Consider the following 17,134-nt stretch of genomic DNA (forward strand, 5'->3'; position numbering starts at 1 on the left):
GCAGCCTCGGCGTGGCGATGCGATAGGCGGCAAGAGCGTGTCCGCCATTTCCGGCCGGTCGCGCAAACGGGGCAACGACGACGACGTGATGCGTTTCGATCTTCTCGCCGGCGGCGTGCTGTGTCTGGCGCTTGCCGTACCGGCCGCGGCGCAGTCGCTTCAGGACCGCGCGGGCGACGGCCTCGCCCCGGCTTCGGCTCCCGCCGCCCCGGCGGACAGCGATCAGGTGCAGTTCAGCGCCGGTGCGCTCGAATATGACTATCAGGCCGATGTCGTGACCGCGACGGGCGAGGTCCGGATGAGCCGTGCCGGCGAACGGCTCCGGGCCGAGAAGGTGGTCTGGAACCGCAAGAGCGGGCGCGTCGTCGCGACCGGCAACGTCGCGGTGACCAATCCGCAGGGCGACGTCGCGTACGGAGATTCGATCGAGCTGACCGATACGCTGAAGGACGGCGTCGTCGACAATCTGCTGGTCGTGCTCGAACAAGGCGGACGGCTGGCGGCGGTGCGCGGCGTGCGAGAGGCCGACGGAACGATGAACCTCGACCGCGCGGTCTACTCGCCCTGCGCGGTCACCGGATCGGACGGCTGCCCGCGCGACCCGACGTGGAAGATCACCGCAGTCAAGGTCACCTACCACCCCGACAAGGAGCGCGTTTACTACGAGGGCGCGCGCTTCCACCTGTTCGGGCTGACCAGCCCGGCCCTGCCGCGCTTCAGCAACTCGGTCGCGGCGAGCAACGACACCGGCCTGCTGACGCCCTCGATCGGGCTGACGCGACTGAACGGTGCCGAGCTGGTGCTGCCGTTCAATCTCGCGCTGGGCGCCAACCAGTCGCTGGTCCTCGCCCCGCACATCTTCACGTCGGAAGTGCCGATGATGGAGGCGCGCTACAGCGGGCTCAACGAACTGGGCGCCTATTCCATCCGTGGCTTCGCGACGAGCAGCCGACGCACGCAGAACCTCGCCGACATCACCACTTCGGACACCGAGCGCGCGTTCCGCGGCTATCTGGACGGTGTCGGGCGCTTCCAGTTCGATCCCAACTGGAGCCTGTCGGGCTCGCTGCGGCTGGTGACCGATCGCACGTTCCTGCGTCGATACGACATTTCCAATGAAGACCGCCTGCGTACGACACTGGCGCTCGAGCGCGTCGATCCGAACAGCTATCTGTCGATCGCCGGCTGGGCAGTGCAGACGTTGCGCGTCGGCGACCAACAAGGAATGCAGCCGGTCGCGCTACCCGAGATCGACTATCGCCGCCGGGTGCCCGATGCGCTGCTCGGCGGGACGTTGCAGATCCAGCTCAACACACTGGCGATCGGGCGCAAGGCCGGCCAGGACACACAGCGCGCATTCGGCAGCGCACGCTGGGACTGGCGCGGGATCACCGTGCTGGGTCAGGAAGTGACGCTGACCGCGTTCGGCCGCGCCGACGCCTATGATACGCAGAATGTCGCGGCGACCTCGATCGCCAGCTATCGCGGGGTCGAGGGCTTCCAGACGCGGCTCATCGGTGCGCTGGCGGCGGATGTCCGCTGGCCGTTCGTCGGTGAATTGTTCGGCGGCTTTCAGCGCTTCACCCCGCGCGTGCAGATCGTCGCCGCGCCGAAGACCCGCAACATCCAGGTGCCGAACGAGGACGCCCGCGCGGTCGACCTCGAGGATTCTGAACCTGTTCGCGCTCAATCGCTTCTCCGGTTACGACCGCTGGGAAGATTCGAGCCGCGTGACCTATGGCGCGGAATGGGCACTCGACCTGGATCGTATCGCGATCTCGGCCAACGTCGGTCAGAGTTACCGCCTCAACGAGCGGCCGAGCATCCTGCCCGACGGCACCGGACTGTCGGACCGCTTCTCCGATATCGTCGGGCGTACCAACATCCGCTTCGGCGAGCTGGTGACGCTCACCCACCGCTATCGCATCGACAAGGACAATTTCTCCGTTCGCCGTAACGAGATCGATGCGACGGTCGGGACACGCCAGACCTATGCCACGGTCGGCTATCTGCGGCTCAATCGCGACATCGACGTGCTGGAGGATTTGCAGGATCGCGAGGAAGTGCGTGCCGGCGGCCGTATCGGGGTTACGCGCTTCTGGTCGGTCTGGGGATCGGCGATCGTCGACCTTACCAACCGCGCCGAGGATCCGTTGTCGACGTCGGACGGATTCACCCCGATCCGCCATCGTATCGGGGTCGCATATGAGGATGATTGTCTCAATCTGGGGCTGGCGTGGAAGCGGGATTACCGCAACGTCGGCGACGCCCGGAGCGGCAACAGCTATCTCTTGACGCTTTCCTTCAAGAACCTCGGCCGCTAAGCCGCGGTTCAGTTGGTTCCCGCCACAAGCGCCGTGGCGGCTGCGGGCGCACCTCATCGGGATTTCGAGACGGACGTGATGATCAAAACAAAGGGCGCGGCGCTGACCCGCCGGTTGCTGGGGACGATCGTAGCGCTGGGCGTGACGGGCGTTGCCTTGGCGCAGGACGCCGAGCCCGCGCGTGACACGACCGGGCTGAACCTTCCGAAGGATCTCCAGATCTTCGGCAAGGTCGATCCGAACATCCGCAAGGCGACCGCGATCGTCAACGAAGCGATCATCACCGGGACCGATGTCGACCAGCGCGTCAACTTCATCGCGGCGGCCAACAACGCCAAGCTGAACCCGGAGGAACGCGAGAAGCTTCAGTTGCAGGTGCTGCGGCAGTTGATCGACGAGACGCTGCAGATCCAGCAGGCGAAGGTGGCGGACATCACCGTGACCAAGGGCGAGATCGACCAGGCCTTTGCCGGCGTGGCGCGCAATCTTCAGAAGACACCTGCGCAGCTTACCACCTGGTTGCGTGAGCAGGGCTCGTCGGATCGTTCGCTGCGTCGCCAGATCGAGGGCGAGTTGGCGTGGAACCGCTATCTCAGCAAGCGTGTCGAGCCGTTCGTCAACGTCGGCGACGAAGAGGTGAAGGCGATCCTCGACCGGCTCGAGGCCGCGAAGGGCACCGAGGAATACCACCTCAACGAAATCTACCTCGCCGCGACGCCGGATCGTCAGCAGCAGGTGTTCGACAATACCAAGCAGTTGATCGCCGAGATCAGCAAGGGCCAGGCGCCGTTCAGCTATTTCGCGCGCAATTTCTCCGAGGCGTCGACGCGCGGCGTCGGCGGCGATCTGGGCTGGGTGCGTGCGGCGCAGTTGCCGGAACCGCTGGCGGAGACTGCGCAGACGATGCAGGTCGGTCAGGTCGCCGGACCGGTCGCGACGCCGGGCGGCTTCTCGATCCTGTATCTGGTCGACAAGCGACAGGTGCTGACCGCCGATCCGCGTGATGCACGGTTGAGCCTGAAGCAGCTGACGATCAAATTCCCGGCCGGTACGACGCAGGCGCAGGCTACCGCGCGCACCAGCGCGTTCGCCACCGCGATCCAGCAGTTGCAAGGCTGCGGATCGGTGGCGAAGGTCGCGGCGTCGCTGAACGCCGAGGTGGTCGACAATGATGCGATCCGCATCCGCGATCTGCCGCCGCCATTGCAGGCGATCATGCTGAAGTTGCAGGTTGGACAGGCGACCCCGCCGTTCGGCTCGCCGAGCGAGGGCGTGCGTACGCTGGTGATGTGCGGGCGCGACGAGGCAGCCGGCGGTCAGCTGCCGGGTGCGCAGCAGATCCAGAACCAGCTCGAGCAACAGCGCGTGAACCTGCGCGCGCAGCAGGCGTTGCGCGACCTTCGACGCGACGCGGTGATCGAGTATCGTTGAGGAATCGAGCATGACCGGCCCGATCGTCATTTCCATGGGCGATCCCGCGGGGATCGGTCCGGAGACGATTGCCAAGGCCTGGGATGCACGCGGCGAGCGCGGTTTGCCCCCGTTCGTGGCGGTAGGCGACCGCCGTGCGATCGCGCGCGTCTGGGACGGACCGGTGGCGGCGGTGACCGACCTGAACGCGGTGCCTGACGTGTTTGCCGAGGCGCTGCCGGTACTGACCGTGCAGGATGCGGGCGAGATCGTCCCCGGTATGCCCGATATCGATGGCGCGCGATGTGCGGTACGCGCGCTCGAACTGGCAACCGGGCTGGTGCGTTCGGGGGCCGGAAGAGCGTTGGTGACCGGGCCGGTCTCCAAGGCGCAGCTTTATCAGACCGGCTTTACCTACCCCGGACAGACCGAATTCGTTGCCGAGCGCTGCGGGATCGCGCGCGATAATGCGGTGATGATGCTCGCAGGGCCCGGCTTGCGCGTCGTGCCGTTGACGACGCACGTCCCGCTCGCCGATGTGTCGGGCCTGCTCACGGTCGACTTGATCCTCGCCAAGGCGCGGGTGACGGCGCGCGCGATGATGCGCAATTTCGGGATCGAGCGGCCGCGGCTCGCCTTTGCCGGCCTCAACCCCCACGCTGGCGAGAACGGCGCGCTGGGGCGGGAGGAGATCGACGTCATGCAACCAGCGATCGAGCAATTGCGCGACGAGGGCCTTGATGTCAGCGGGCCGATGGCGGCGGATACGATGTTCCACGCGCGGGCACGGGCGCGGTTCGACGTGGCGCTCTGCCCATATCACGATCAGGCGCTGGTGCCGCTCAAGACCTTGTTCTTCGACGACGGTGTCAACATCACGCTCGGTCTGCCGATCGTGCGGACCTCTCCCGATCACGGCACGGCGTTCGGGATTGCGGGTAAGGGCACGGCGCATCCCGGCGCGACGATCGCGGCGATCCTGATGGCCGCCGAAGCTGCGGCGCACCGCGCCGGCGCATGACCGCACCGGAACTGCCGCCGCTTCGCGACGTGATCGCGCGGCATGGCCTGTCGGCGTCTAAGGCGCTGGGGCAGAACTTCCTGTTCGATGCGCAATTGCTGGCGCGGATCGCGCGCATTCCGGGCGACCTGACCGATGCCGAGGTGCTGGAGGTCGGCCCTGGTCCCGGCGGACTGACGCGGGCGTTGCTGGCACAGGGTGCGCGGGTCACGGCCATTGAGCGCGACCGGCGCTGCATCCCGGCGCTGGCCGAGCTTGAGGCGGCGTATCCGGGCAAGCTGCGGGTGATCGAGGGTGATGCGACAGAGATCAACGCGCAGGCCTTGTTCGAGGGCGCGCCGAATATCGTTTCCAACCTGCCCTATAACGTCGGCACTGCGCTGCTGATCGGCTGGTTGTCGGCCGAATGGTTGCCGTGGTGGAAATCGTTGACGCTGATGTTCCAGCGCGAGGTGGCGGAGCGGATCGTCGCGCCGGTCGGGGGTGATGCTTACGGGCGGCTGGCGGTGCTGGCGCAGTGGCGGTCGACCGCGAAGATTGCCATGCCGGTGCACCGCTCCGCTTTCACCCCGCCGCCCAAGGTCATGTCGGCGGTCGTGCACATCACCCCGACCGATGCGCCGGAGGGCGTGGCACTCCCGGTGCTGGAGCGGGTGACCGCCGCAGCGTTCGGGCAACGGCGCAAGATGTTGCGCCAGTCGTTGCGCGGCGTGCCCGGGGCACTGGAGGCGCTTGAGGCCGAGGGGATCGAGGCGACGCGACGCGCCGAGACGGTGAGCGTCGCCGAATTCGTCGCAGTCGCCAAACGGTTGAGCTGACGGCTCAATCGTCCGACGTCGGTGTCGATCCGGTCGCGGCGGTGGTGGTGTTTGCGCCGACCTGCGCGGTCGTGATCGGCGGCCCCTTGGCGATGACGGAGGCGAGCGTCGTCGCCTGCGGGCACGTGCCCTTGCAGAGCGAGCGCACCTTGGCGAGGTTCTGACGCGCGCGCTCCACCGCGCCCTTCGCGACCATCGCCTCGCCCTGCCCTGCCAAAGCGTTGACATCGTTGGGTTCGAGCAGCAGCGCTTCGCGATAGAGGCGGATCGCCTTGCCCGGCAGTCCGCGCGCCTCCGCCACGCCCGCCAGCGCGACGAACGCCTGACGGTTGCGCGGATCGACGGTCACCGCGGTTTCGAGCAGGTCGGTCGCGCCCTCCAGGTTGCCCGCCGCGCGCGCCGCCTTGCCCTGTTGCAGCAAGGCTGTGCTGCGGGCGTCGATCTGATCGTCAGGCCGCTGCCCGTGGAGCGCGGTGGAGATCGACACCAGCGCCAGCGAGGCGGCCATGGCGATAGCGGTGAAACGCATGAACGGCTCCAGCTTCGACACGATCCGGCCTGGTTAGCATGGCGCCCGCAGCCGTGCGACGAAAAAACCGTCGGTGTCGTCATGCGCGGGGGTCAGGCGCGTGCCGGCGTGATGCGGACGACCGAACGGCAAGGCGAGCGGTTCGGCCTGCCACCCCGGATAAGCCGCAAGAAAGGCGTCGACCTGCGCTGCGCCCTCTCCATCGAGCAGCGAGCAGACGATGTAGACGAGCGCGCCACCCGGCTTCACCGCGCCCGCACCGATGGACAGGACGTGGCGCTGCGTCTCGATCAGCCGGTCGAGCCGTGCGGGGTCAGCCGCCAGCGCGCCTCCGGGTTGCGCCGCCACGTTCCGGTGCCCGAGCACGGTGCGTCGATCAACACGACGTCGGCCTGCACGTCGGCGAGCGCTTCGGCTTCGTGGTTCGGGTCGAGCAGGCGCGTTTCGATGATCGTCGCGCCGGCCTTTTCGGCGCGCGGGGCAAGCCGGGACAGCCGGGTTCGATCCACATCGCTGGCGACGATCCGCCCCTCGTTCGCCATTTGCGCGGCCATCGCGAGGCTCTTGCCGCCCGCACCCGCGCACAGATCGAGCACGGTCATGCCCGGTGCGACCGCTGCGGCAAGCGTGACCGCCTGACTGCCGGCGTCCTGCACCTCGAGCGCACCGGCATGTGCGGCGATGTCGCTGCCGGCGGGAAGTCGGCGGGCGAGCGGAAGGCCGGGGATCGGCTCGGCACCGGCCAAGTCGAGATCGGCGTGTTCCGGATGGAGACGCACGTCGAGCGGGGCACGATCGATCAGCGCGCGCTGCTCGTCCTCGCCGATCCCGGCGGCGGCGAGCCGCTCGCTCAGCCAGCGCGGGTGAAGCCCCTCGGCGGCGGGCGCTTCGTCGCCGATCGCGGCGGGACCGTGCGTGGAGCCGTCGAAGGTCGCGGCGAGGGCCGGGTCGGTCGCGGCGAGCGCGAGCATCGCGGCCCGGCCATCGGCGGGTCGCTCGCCGAGGCGGCGGATCGCGGCATAGACCAATTCGCGAACCGCGCGACGGTCCTTCGAGCCGGCGTAGCGGCGTTGCGCGAAATAACGGGAAATCAGCGTATCCGCCGCCGCCCCGCCCTCACGCGCGGCGGTGACGATCGCGTCGAGCAGGTCGATCGCTGCTTGGGTGCGGGCGGCGGGGGTCATTGCGGCGCTTTCGGCATTTGATGGGGTTCGATGTAGGGTAGCGGCCCTTCGAGACGCAGCTTCGACAAGCTCAGCCGCTCCTCAGGGCGAACGAAAGAGGATGCGAATGTTGTGCATGTTGAGACGGTGGCGAGTTGTTGCGGTCGCTCTTCCATCTGCGTCACCCCGGCGTAGGCCGGGGTCCAGTGACGGAGCCGTCGTTGTAAGCCACCAACGTCCCCCAACTGGGCCCCGGCCTTCGCCGGGGTGACGGCCTGGTACAGGGATAGTCCGACGCGGCGAATGTTGCGAATGTTGAGACGATCGCACGTTGAATGTGCGAATGTTGAGCTTGTTCCGGACCTATTTTGGGCGATCGATCCGACGCAGCGGGTGTGCGTCATGGGCCCCCTCGCTTCACGTGCTTCGACAAGCTCAGCACGAACGGTGAGAGCGGTTCGGGTTCAGCCCGCTTAGATACATCGGCATGGCCAGGAGGGCACATCATTGCCCCGCCGTGCCACAAACCGCCGCTGTAGGACAGGCGCGGACCTCAGCGCGTCGGATAGTTGGGTGCCTCGCGGGTGATCGTCACGTCGTGGACATGGCTCTCCTTGAGCCCCGCGCCGGTGATCTGGACAAACTGCGCGCGCGCCTGAAGGTCCTTGATCGTCGCCGAGCCGGTGTAGCCCATCGCCGCCTTGATGCCGCCGACGAGCTGGTGGATCACGTCACGCGCCGGTCCCTTGTACGGGACCTGCCCTTCGATCCCCTCGGGGACCAGCTTGAGCTGGTCGCGGACCTCGCCCTGGAAATAGCGGTCGGCCGAGCCGCGGCCCATCGCGCCGACACTGCCCATGCCGCGATAGGATTTGTACGCACGCCCCTGATAAAGGAAGGTTTCGCCTGGCGCTTCCTCGGTGCCGGCAAGCAGCGATCCGACCATGCACGTCCCCGCCCCGGCTGCGAGCGCCTTGGCGAGATCGCCCGAGGTGCGCAGGCCGCCGTCGGCGATCACCGGGACGCCGGCCTTCGCCGCGGCCTCGGCGCAGTCCATCACCGCCGTCAACTGCGGCACGCCAACGCCCGCGACGACGCGCGTCGTGCAGATCGAGCCCGGGCCGATCCCGACCTTGATCCCGTCCGCGCCCGCGTCGATCAGCGCCCGCGTCGCCTCGCCGGTGGCGACGTTGCCCGCGACGACCTGCACCGCGTTCGACAGCTTCTTGACGCGCTCGACCGCACGCGCGACCTCGCTGTTGTGGCCATGCGCGGTGTCGATGACGATCAGGTCGCATTCGGCGTCGACCAGCGCCTCGGTACGGCCGAAGCCCTTGTCGCCGACCGTGGTGGCGGCGGCGACGCGCAGGCGTCCCGCGGTGTCCTTGGTCGCCTCGGGGTACATGACTGCCTTTTCGATGTCCTTGACGGTGATGAGCCCGACGCAGCGATAGGCGTCGTCGACGACCAGCAGCTTCTCGATGCGGCGGTGGTGGAGCAGGCGGCGGGCCTCTTCCTTCCCGACGCCCGTCGAGACGGTGACGAGATTGTCGTGCGTCATCAGCTCGGCGACCGGCTGGTTGGGGTTCTCGGCGAAGCGGACGTCGCGGTTGGTGAGGATGCCGACCAGCTTGCCGTCGCTCTCGACCACCGGGATGCCGCTGATGCGGTGCGCGGCCATCAGCGCCTGCGCCTGCGCCAGCGTCGCCTGCGGCGCGATCGTGATCGGGTTGACGACCATCCCGCTTTCGAAGCGCTTGACCTGCCGCACCGCCGCGACCTGTTCGTCGACGGTCAGGTTGCGGTGTAGCACGCCCATTCCGCCGAGCTGCGCCATGACGATCGCCATGTCGGCCTCGGTGACGGTGTCCATCGCCGAAGAGAGCACGGGGATGTTGAGCGCGATGCCGCGCGTCACCTGCGTGCGGGTATCGGCCGCGCCGGGCAGGACGCTCGACTCCGCGGGCACGAGCAGCACGTCGTCGAAGGTGAGGCCGAGGCGGATGTTCATGGAACGCCGAATCCTGTGGGGGAAGGAAGTGGCGCGCCATGTAACCGCGATGCGGGAGAATCGCTAGGGGGAGTGGCCCGTCCCTTCTCCGCACTTCACACATGCGTCCCGCAGATAGCCGGGAACGCTTGTGCTCCGGCGAACGCCAGAACCCAGGGCCAGACCAGACAACGTCTTTTGGTCTGCGTGGCCCTGGGCTCCGGCGTTCGCCGGAGCACGGTGGCGTCAGGCGTCGACCTTCGCCACTTTCGGCGCCGCCTCGCGGACGCCCTGGTCGACGTGCTCCGCGAATTGCGCGAAGTTTTCGTTGAACAGGTCGACCAGCTTGGCCGCGGTCGCGTCATAGGCCGCCTTGTCGGCCCAGGTCGCGCGCGGGTCGAGGATCGCGCTGTCGACGCCCGGCACCGCGACCGGCACCTTGAAGCCGAAATTCGGATCGGTGCGGAACTCGGCATCGTTCAGGCTGCCGTCGAGCGCGGCGTCGAGCAACGCACGGGTCGCCTTGATCGGCATCCGGTGGCCGGTGCCGTACTTGCCGCCGGTCCAACCGGTGTTGACCAGCCAGCAATCCACCCCGCCCTTCGCGATCCGTTCCTTGAGCAGGTTGCCGTAGACCGATGGGTGGCGCGGCATGAACGGCGCGCCGAAGCAGGTCGAGAAGGTCGCATCCGGCTCGGTCACGCCAATCTCGGTGCCCGCGACGCGCGCGGTATAGCCCGAGAGAAAGTGGTACATCGCCTGATCCGGCGTCAGCTTCGCGATCGGCGGCAGAATGCCATAAGCGTCCGCGGTCAGCATCACGATGCTGCGCGGGGTGCCGCCCATATTCTCTTCCGAGGCGTTCGGGATGAAGTCGATCGGGTACGCACCGCGGCTGTTCTCGGCGAGGCTGTTGTCGTCGAGGTCGAGCTGGCGCGTCACCTCGTCCATGACGACGTTTTCGAGCACGGTGCCGAAGCGCTTGGTGGTGGCGAAGATCTCGGGCTCGGCATCCTCGGACAGGCGGATCATCTTGGCGTAGCAGCCGCCTTCGAAATTGAAGACCGCGTCGTCGGACCAGCCATGCTCGTCGTCACCGATCAGGGTGCGCTTCGGATCGGCCGACAACGTGGTCTTGCCGGTGCCCGACAGGCCGAAGAACACCGCGGTGCGCCCGTCCGCGCCCATGTTGGCCGAACAGTGCATCGGCATGACGCCGGTCGGCGGAAGCAGATAGTTGAGGATGCCGAACACCGACTTCTTCATCTCGCCCGCATAGCGCGTGCCGCCGATCAGGATCAGCTTCTCGGTCATGTTGACCGCGATCACCGTCTCGCTGCGGCAGCCGTGACGCGCGGGATCTGCGCGGAAGCTTGGCAGATCGATGATCGTGTAATCGGGAACGAGCCCCTTGAGATCCTTCTCCTCCGGGCGGACCAGCATCGTGCGGATGAACAGGTTATGCCACGCCAGCTCGTTGATGACGCGGACGCGGACGCGGTGCGACGGCTGCGAACCACCGTACAGGTCCTGGACGAACAAATCGCTCTTGGTGCCGAGCGCGGTGAGGAAATCCTCCTTGAGCGCGGCGAACTGCGCCGGGTCCATCGCCTTGTTCGACTTGCCCCACCAGACGGTCGATTCGGTTTCGGCATCGCGGACGATGAACTTGTCCTGCGCCGAGCGGCCGGTGTGCGCGCCCGTCTCGACGACCAGCGGGCCGTCGGCGGACAGCTTGCCCTCGCCGCGCGCGACCGCGGCTTCGGTCAGGCGTGCGGTGACGAGATTCCAGTGCAACGTGGCGCGGGTCTCGATGCCCTGTGTCTCAAGCCCGGCGTCGGGAATGCGATGGCTCAAAGGTCCGTCCTCCTAAGGGCGCTTGCGGAAAGCGCGTTCGATGGCAGCGAGATACGATGGTACAAGCCGCGCGTCAAACACGTTAAACAAACAGGCGGGACGATGTTGTCGTTGAGCGGCGTCGCGCTTTGGCTTACCGCTGCGGGCGTGATGACCGGGACCAATCCATGACCGCCACGATCGCGCTGGTCGACGACGATCGCAACATCCTGACGTCGGTATCGATCGCGCTGCAGGCCGAGGGGTTCATGACCCGGCTCTACTCGGACGGCGAGGCGGCGTTGAAGGCGCTGACCGACAATCCGCCCGATCTCGCGATCTTCGACATCAAGATGCCGAAGATGGACGGGCTGGAGCTGTTGCGCCGGCTGCGCGAGAAGAGCCGGTTGCCGGTCATCTTCTTGACCAGCAAGGACGACGAACTGGATGAGGCACTGGGCCTCGCGATGGGCGCGGACGATTATATCGCCAAGCCATTCAGCCAGCGGCTGCTGATCGCGCGCATCCGCGCGATCCTGCGGCGGACCGAGCCGGCGCAGGCGGGTGCGGAAGGCGAGGCCGAAACGCAGGGGCCGATCGAGCGCGGGCGGCTGGTGATGGACCCGGCGCGGCACCGCGTGACATGGGACGGCCAGCCCGTCACGCTGACCGTCACCGAATTCCTGATCCTCGAAACGCTGGCACAGCGCCCCGGCATCGTGAAGACGCGCAACCAGTTGATGGATGCGGCCTATCAGGACGACATCTACGTCGACGATCGCACGATCGACAGCCACATCAAGCGCGTGCGCCGCAAGTTCCGCGAAGCCGACCCCGCCTTCGATTCGATCGAGACGCTCTATGGCGCCGGCTACCGCTTTTCGGAGGAGTGACGCCGCCGAACAGGCGCGGGCGTGGTCGGGCAAGGTCTCGCTCACGCCGCGCATCCTGGCGGTCAACGTCCTCGCCCTGCTGCTGCTGGCCGGCGGGTTCTTTTACCTCGAATCGTTCCGTAGCCGCATTCTCGACCAGCGCTCGACGCAGGCGGGGCGCGAAGTGCGGTTGATGACCGAGGCGTTGGCGCCGATCCCGCTGGCGGCGCGCGACGCCACGATCGCGCGATTGGCGCGCGAAACGGGCACGCGCGTGCGGCTGTACGATCGCGACGGCGCAATGCTGGCCGACAGCCGGGCGCTGGGGGTCAACAACTTCCGGCTCGACGATCCCGATGACGATCCGATCGCGCGCCGCAGTGCACGCTGGCTCGACGCGGCGATCGACCGGATCGTTCGCGCGCCGCTCGCCCCCGGCTATCGCGAGCAGCGCGACGGGCGACGGTGGCCCGACGTGCGCGCCGTCCTTGCTGGTGCGGCCAGCGCGCAGACCTTGTGGCGCGCCCCCGATCGCACCCCCGTGATTACCGCCGCCGCACCGCTCGGCGACGGGTTCGCGCTACTGACAGCGGTCAACGCGCGCGACGTGACCGAGCGGGTGCGCGCCGAGCGCTACCGGCTGAGCGTGGTGGTGCTGGTGGCAAGCGTGATCTCGATCGGTCTGTCGCTGTTCCTCGCGCGGACGATCGTTGTGCCGCTGCGGTCACTGGCGCGCGCGGCGGTGCGCGTGCGGCTCGGACGTGCGCGCGAGGTGACGGTGCCGCGACTGCCCGAACGGCGTGACGAGATCGGCATGCTGGCGCGCGCGCTGTCGGACATGACGCTGGCGCTGCGTGCGCGGATCGACGCGACCGAGGCGTTCGCGGCCGACGTCACGCATGAATTGAAGAACCCGCTCGCCTCGCTGCGCTCCGCCACCGACGCGATGGGGCGGGTCGAGGATGCCGAGTTGCGCGCGAAGCTGCTCGGGATCGTCAATGATGACGTTCACCGGCTCGACCGGCTGATCAGCGATATTTCCGAGGCGTCGCGGCTCGATGCACAGCTGAGCCGCGCGACGTTCGAACCGGTCGATGTCGCGGCGATGCTGGCGGCGATGGTCGCCGAGCGCGAGGCGCGCGGCCCCGCGTATGACGTGCGCCTGCGCTTCGATCCGCTCGATGACGTGCTGATCGTGGCGGGTGAAGGCGCGCGGCTGGAGCGTGTCTTCGCCAATCTGATCGACAATGCGATCTCCTTCTCGCCAGAAGGCGGCACCGTGACGATCGCAGCGCGGCGCGACCGTTCGATGCTGGAGGTATGGGTCGAGGATGAGGGCCCCGGCGTCCCCGAGGAAGCGCGTGAGGCGATCTTTCGCCGTTTCCATTCGGTGCGCCCCGCCGAGGAGACATTCGGGCAGCATTCCGGTCTGGGGCTGGCGATCGCGCGGACGATCGTCGAGGCGCATCAGGGGGAGATCGGCGTCGAATCGCGCGAGGACCGGTTGAGCGGCGCGCGCTTCGTGGTGCGCCTGCCGCTGGCGGCGCGCGCGTGACCGCGACCATCCATGCGACCTGCGTCGCGATCGGCACGCGCGGCGTGCTGCTGACCGGACCGTCGGGCGCGGGCAAAAGCGATCTGGCGATGCGACTGATCGATCGCGGCGCCGTTCTGGTAGCCGATGATTATACTCTTCTCGCGCAAGAAGATGGCGTGTTGATCGCGCGGTCCCCGGCGACGATCGCCGGGCAGATGGAGGTGCGCGGGATCGGAGTCGTCGCGCGCCCTGCCCGCGCTGAGGTTCCGGTGTCGCTCGCGGTCGTGCTGGCGGGCGAAGACGAGCGGATGCCGGAGCCGCGCACAATCGTGCTCGCCGGGGTCACCGTCCCGGAGGTCGTGATCGATCCGCGCTGGCCATCCGCGCCGATCAAGGTCGAATGGGCGCTCGCCGAACAACCGCCTGTCGAAGAGGCCGAACGATGAACGAAGTGCTGCTGGTGACCGGCATGGCGGGCGCAGGCGTCTCGACGGTGTTGAAGACGCTGGAGGATCTCGGCTGGGAGACGATCGATAACGTACCCTTGTCGCTGTTGCCGCGCGTCGTCGCGCCGCCCACGGACCCCGACGAGGCCCCTCGCCCGCTGGCGATCGGTTTCGGCACGCGGACGCGCAATTTCGATGCCGACACGGCGTTGCGACGCTTCGAGGAATTGCGCCAGCGCGGCGACAATGTCGGGATGCTGTTCCTCGACTGTTCGGGAGAGGAACTGACGCGGCGCTTCGCCGAGACGCGACGCCGCCACCCGCTCGCCGACGATCGACCCGCCGTCGAGGGCATCCAGCGCGAGCGACGTCTGCTCGCCCCGCTTCGCGAGCGCGCCAACCGGTTGATCGACACCACGACCTTCAAGGCCAATACGCTGGCGCAACAGGTGCGCGAGATGTTCGCGCGCGATACCGGGGTCGGCACGACGCTGACGATCGAATCGTTCGGCTTCGCGCGCGGCATCCCGGCGGGGGTCGATATGGTGTTCGACATGCGCTTCCTGCGGAACCCGCATTGGGACCCGGCGCTTCGTCCCCGTACGGGACAGGACCCGGCGGTCGCGGCCTATATCGCCGCCGACCCGGCCTATGAAGAAGCGGTCGGAAAGATCGAGGACCTGCTGCTGCTGCTGCTCCCGCGCTATCGGGCCGAAGGAAAACCCTACGTCACCGTCGCAATCGGTTGTACCGGCGGCAAACACCGCTCGGTCCATGTCGCGGAGCGGATCGCTGGACGGTTGCGCGACGCGGGATTATGCCCCACCATCGTGCATCGGGACCTTGCGGCGGCCCCGCAGGATGCGCTCGAGGGACGCCCACACGGTCAATGAACGGATTGTCGAAGCAAATGTCGGGGCCAGTGATCGGTTTGGTGCTCGTTACCCACGGGCGTCTTGCCGACGAGTTCGTCGTCGCGATGGAGCATGTCGTCGGCCCGCAGCGGCAGGTGCGTACCGTCGCGATCGGGCCCGAGGACGATATGGAGGCGCGCCGCGCCGATATCGCCGCGACCATCGCCGAGGTCGATGAAGGCCGCGGGGTGATCGTCCTGACCGACCTGTTCGGCGGCACGCCCTCCAACCTCGCGATCTCGCTGATGGAGCGCGGGCGCGTCGAGGTGATCGCGGGCATCAACCTGCCGATGCTGATCCGGCTGGAGTCCGCGCGCAAGGCGATGACCGTCGTCGCGGCGGTCGCGGCCGCGCGTGAGGCGGGGCGCAAATATATCTCGGTCGCGTCCGAGGTGCTGGGCGAGGCTGCGGCATGACGGTGTCGCGCACCGTCGAGGTCACCAACCGCCGCGGGCTCCACGCGCGCGCCAGCGCCAAGTTCGTGACGCTCGCCAGCGGCCAGCCCGCGCCGGTGAAGGTCGCCAAGGGCGATTCGGAAGTGATCGGGACGTCGATCATGGGCTTGATGATGCTCGGCGCCGCCAAGGGCGACCATATCACGATCTCCGCCGAGGGCGAGCAGGCCGAGAATGTGGTCGAGACGATGTGCGCACTGGTCGAGGGCAAGTTCGGCGAGGATTGATCCTCCGCCGTCGTCGCTTATGCCCAAGGTCATTACCTCCTTCTCCAACCCGTTGGTCAAGCGCGTGCAGGCGTTGCGCGACAAGCGGCACCGGCGCGAAGAGGGCCTGTTCCTCGCCGAGGGCCTGCGCATCCTGACCGAAGCGCGCGAGACCGGACGCATCCCGCGCATCCTGTTCTTCGCGGCGGCGAGCGCCGACCATCCGTTGGTTCGCGCGCTGATCGACGCGGTCGAGGCGGATTATGGCGAGGCAGTCGAAACGACGCCCGACATCCTCTCGAAACTGTCGGGCAAGGACAATCCGCAGGCGGTGGTGGGCGTGTTCGACACGTTCGAGACGACGCTGGAGGACCTCGATCGCAATGCCGCGCCGATCTGGCTGGTGGCGGAGCGGCTGCGCGACCCCGGCAATCTCGGCACGATCCTGCGCACCGGCGATGCGGTCGGTGCGGGGGCGCTGATCCTCGTCGACGAATGCGTCGATCCCTTCTCGACCGAGGCGGTGCGGGCGAGCATGGGGGCGCTGTTCACGGTGCCGATCGTGCGGGTGATCTGGCCGGAGTTCCTGTCGTGGCTGCGCGAGGGGCCGGGGCAATTGGTCGGGCTGAGTTTGCAGACCGAGAACGGCTATCGCGACGCGCCCTATACCGCACCGACCTTCCTGCTGACGGGTAACGAGGCGCAGGGGTTGCCCGAGGAATATGAGGCCGAATGCGATCTGCTGGTGAAGATGCCGATGCTGGGCAAGGCCGATAGCCTGAACGCAGCGGTGGCGACGGCGGTGATGGCCTATGAGGTGCTGGCGCGGCATCGGTGAGGGCGGTCACTCATCCGCCATCGCTTCCACCGTGCCGCGGGGGTCAAGGATGAACTCGCGATAGAGCCGGTAATGGTCGCTATCTTCCAGCGCGATCGGATCGATGCCGGCGCGCGTCACCGACAGCAAGCGGGCTTCAGGCGTGGCCATCAAGATGGGAGAGTGCGTGGCGACGATCACCTGCGCCTTTCCGGCCGCCGCGATCGTGCGCAGCAATTTCACGAACTCGAACTGCCGCCGCGGAGACAACGCCGATTCGGGTTCGTCGAACAGGAAGATGCCCGGCCGTGCGCACCGCTCTGCGAAAAAGCGGAGGAAGCCTTCGCCGTGCGAATGGGACAGGAAGTCCGACGAGGCCGCGCCGTCCTCTAAAGCTGCCTGGTCGAGGTAGCGGGAGACGCTGAAGAAGCTTTCGGCGCGGAAGAACCAACCCTGCCCGACTTTGGGCAACCAATTGGCGCGCAACATGTCCTGCAAGCGGTCGCCATTCTGTTCGATGGCCGCACTATGATCGAGCGGCCGGTAGCCCGGACCGCCACCCGCCTGATCGAAGCCGGCGATGGCAGCGATCCCCTCCAGCAGCGTCGACTTGCCGACGCCGTTCTCGCCGACCATGATCGTCACGGCGCGGTCGAAACGCAGGGCGAAATCATCGTCGCGCAGCATCGGCAGGTTGAACGGGTAGCGCGTCCGATCGACCGCTACGTCGTCGCGAATGCGGATCTGCTTGAAGTAAGGTGGCGCGAGCTTGGTCTGGAACCCGCGCGCCATCTTT

The 17,134-nt window shown here is 67.6% G+C and carries 14 protein-coding genes and 2 pseudogenes; 11 read left to right on the forward strand and 5 right to left on the reverse strand.

All coding sequences use genetic code 11. The annotated features are described in order from the left end of the window. The first annotated feature begins 88 nt into the window (after positions 1 to 88). The 4 genes and pseudogenes from QP166_RS08245 (at position 89) to rsmA (ending at position 5,573) form a co-directional block, all read left to right on the forward strand. A pseudogene (locus QP166_RS08245) lies at positions 89 to 2,324 on the forward strand (LPS-assembly protein LptD). 78 nt (positions 2,325 to 2,402) lie between these two features. After that, positions 2,403 to 3,755: a peptidylprolyl isomerase gene (locus QP166_RS08250; protein WP_333917296.1), complete on the forward strand. Its 1,353-nt coding sequence runs from the start codon at positions 2,403 to 2,405 to the stop codon at positions 3,753 to 3,755. Positions 3,756 to 3,765: 10 nt separating this feature from the next. Beyond that, complete coding sequence (gene pdxA, locus QP166_RS08255) at positions 3,766 to 4,755, forward strand: 4-hydroxythreonine-4-phosphate dehydrogenase PdxA (RefSeq protein WP_333915478.1); 990 nt, start codon at positions 3,766 to 3,768, stop codon at positions 4,753 to 4,755. Continuing rightward, positions 4,752 to 5,573: a 16S rRNA (adenine(1518)-N(6)/adenine(1519)-N(6))-dimethyltransferase RsmA gene (gene rsmA / locus QP166_RS08260; RefSeq protein WP_333915479.1), complete on the forward strand. Its 822-nt coding sequence runs from the start codon at positions 4,752 to 4,754 to the stop codon at positions 5,571 to 5,573. Before pdxA ends, rsmA begins: the two co-directional genes overlap by 4 nt. A gap of 4 nt (positions 5,574 to 5,577) precedes the next feature. Here rsmA and QP166_RS08265 read toward each other — a convergent pair whose 3' ends face one another. From QP166_RS08265 to QP166_RS08280, 4 genes and pseudogenes are all read right to left on the reverse strand, one after another. Continuing rightward, a complete protein-coding gene (locus QP166_RS08265) occupies positions 5,578 to 6,102 on the reverse strand; it encodes a tetratricopeptide repeat protein (protein ID WP_333915480.1) in 525 nt (174 codons plus the stop codon). A 33-nt stretch (positions 6,103 to 6,135) separates the two neighbouring features. After that, a pseudogene (locus QP166_RS08270) lies at positions 6,136 to 7,286 on the reverse strand (RsmB/NOP family class I SAM-dependent RNA methyltransferase). Between the two features lie 532 nt (positions 7,287 to 7,818). Next, complete coding sequence (gene guaB / locus QP166_RS08275; RefSeq protein ID WP_333915481.1) at positions 7,819 to 9,276, reverse strand: IMP dehydrogenase; 1,458 nt, start codon at positions 9,274 to 9,276, stop codon at positions 7,819 to 7,821. 225 nt (positions 9,277 to 9,501) lie between these two features. Then, complete coding sequence (locus tag QP166_RS08280) at positions 9,502 to 11,112, reverse strand: phosphoenolpyruvate carboxykinase (protein WP_333915482.1); 1,611 nt, start codon at positions 11,110 to 11,112, stop codon at positions 9,502 to 9,504. A gap of 167 nt (positions 11,113 to 11,279) precedes the next feature. Between QP166_RS08280 and QP166_RS08285 the strand changes: the two genes are divergently transcribed. Genes QP166_RS08285 through QP166_RS08315 form a run of 7 tightly spaced genes read left to right on the forward strand, consistent with a single transcriptional unit; the run spans position 11,280 to position 16,359 of the window. Then, positions 11,280 to 11,984 (forward strand): response regulator transcription factor, encoded by a 705-nt coding sequence (locus tag QP166_RS08285; RefSeq protein WP_333915483.1) that lies wholly within the window; start codon positions 11,280 to 11,282, stop codon positions 11,982 to 11,984. Next, positions 11,953 to 13,518: a sensor histidine kinase gene (locus QP166_RS08290; RefSeq protein WP_333915484.1), complete on the forward strand. Its 1,566-nt coding sequence runs from the start codon at positions 11,953 to 11,955 to the stop codon at positions 13,516 to 13,518. Before QP166_RS08285 ends, QP166_RS08290 begins: the two co-directional genes overlap by 32 nt. Then, on the forward strand, positions 13,515 to 13,946 hold the full coding sequence (locus QP166_RS08295; RefSeq protein WP_333915485.1) for an HPr kinase/phosphorylase: 432 nt from the start codon (positions 13,515 to 13,517) through the stop codon (positions 13,944 to 13,946). The genes QP166_RS08290 and QP166_RS08295 overlap by 4 nt, the downstream gene beginning before the upstream one ends. Continuing rightward, positions 13,943 to 14,839: an RNase adapter RapZ gene (gene rapZ / locus QP166_RS08300; protein WP_333915486.1), complete on the forward strand. Its 897-nt coding sequence runs from the start codon at positions 13,943 to 13,945 to the stop codon at positions 14,837 to 14,839. Before QP166_RS08295 ends, rapZ begins: the two co-directional genes overlap by 4 nt. A 29-nt stretch (positions 14,840 to 14,868) precedes the next feature. Then, complete coding sequence (locus QP166_RS08305) at positions 14,869 to 15,276, forward strand: PTS sugar transporter subunit IIA (protein WP_333917297.1); 408 nt, start codon at positions 14,869 to 14,871, stop codon at positions 15,274 to 15,276. Beyond that, positions 15,273 to 15,542 (forward strand): HPr family phosphocarrier protein, encoded by a 270-nt coding sequence (locus tag QP166_RS08310; protein ID WP_333915487.1) that lies wholly within the window; start codon positions 15,273 to 15,275, stop codon positions 15,540 to 15,542. Before QP166_RS08305 ends, QP166_RS08310 begins: the two co-directional genes overlap by 4 nt. Positions 15,543 to 15,561: 19 nt before the next feature. Continuing rightward, positions 15,562 to 16,359 carry a TrmH family RNA methyltransferase gene (locus tag QP166_RS08315; RefSeq protein WP_333915488.1) on the forward strand — a complete coding sequence of 266 codons (798 nt, stop codon included), beginning with the start codon at positions 15,562 to 15,564 and terminating at the stop codon, positions 16,357 to 16,359. Between the two features lie 6 nt (positions 16,360 to 16,365). Here the strand turns inward: QP166_RS08315 and QP166_RS08320 are convergent, their stop codons facing one another. After that, positions 16,366 to 17,130, reverse strand: a complete 765-nt coding sequence (locus tag QP166_RS08320) for an AAA family ATPase (RefSeq protein WP_333915489.1) — start codon at positions 17,128 to 17,130, stop codon at positions 16,366 to 16,368. Positions 17,131 to 17,134 lie beyond the last annotated feature (4 nt).

Source organism: Sphingomonas sp. LR60 (genome assembly GCF_036855935.1).
Taxonomy (GTDB): Bacteria; Pseudomonadota; Alphaproteobacteria; order Sphingomonadales; family Sphingomonadaceae; genus Sphingomonas.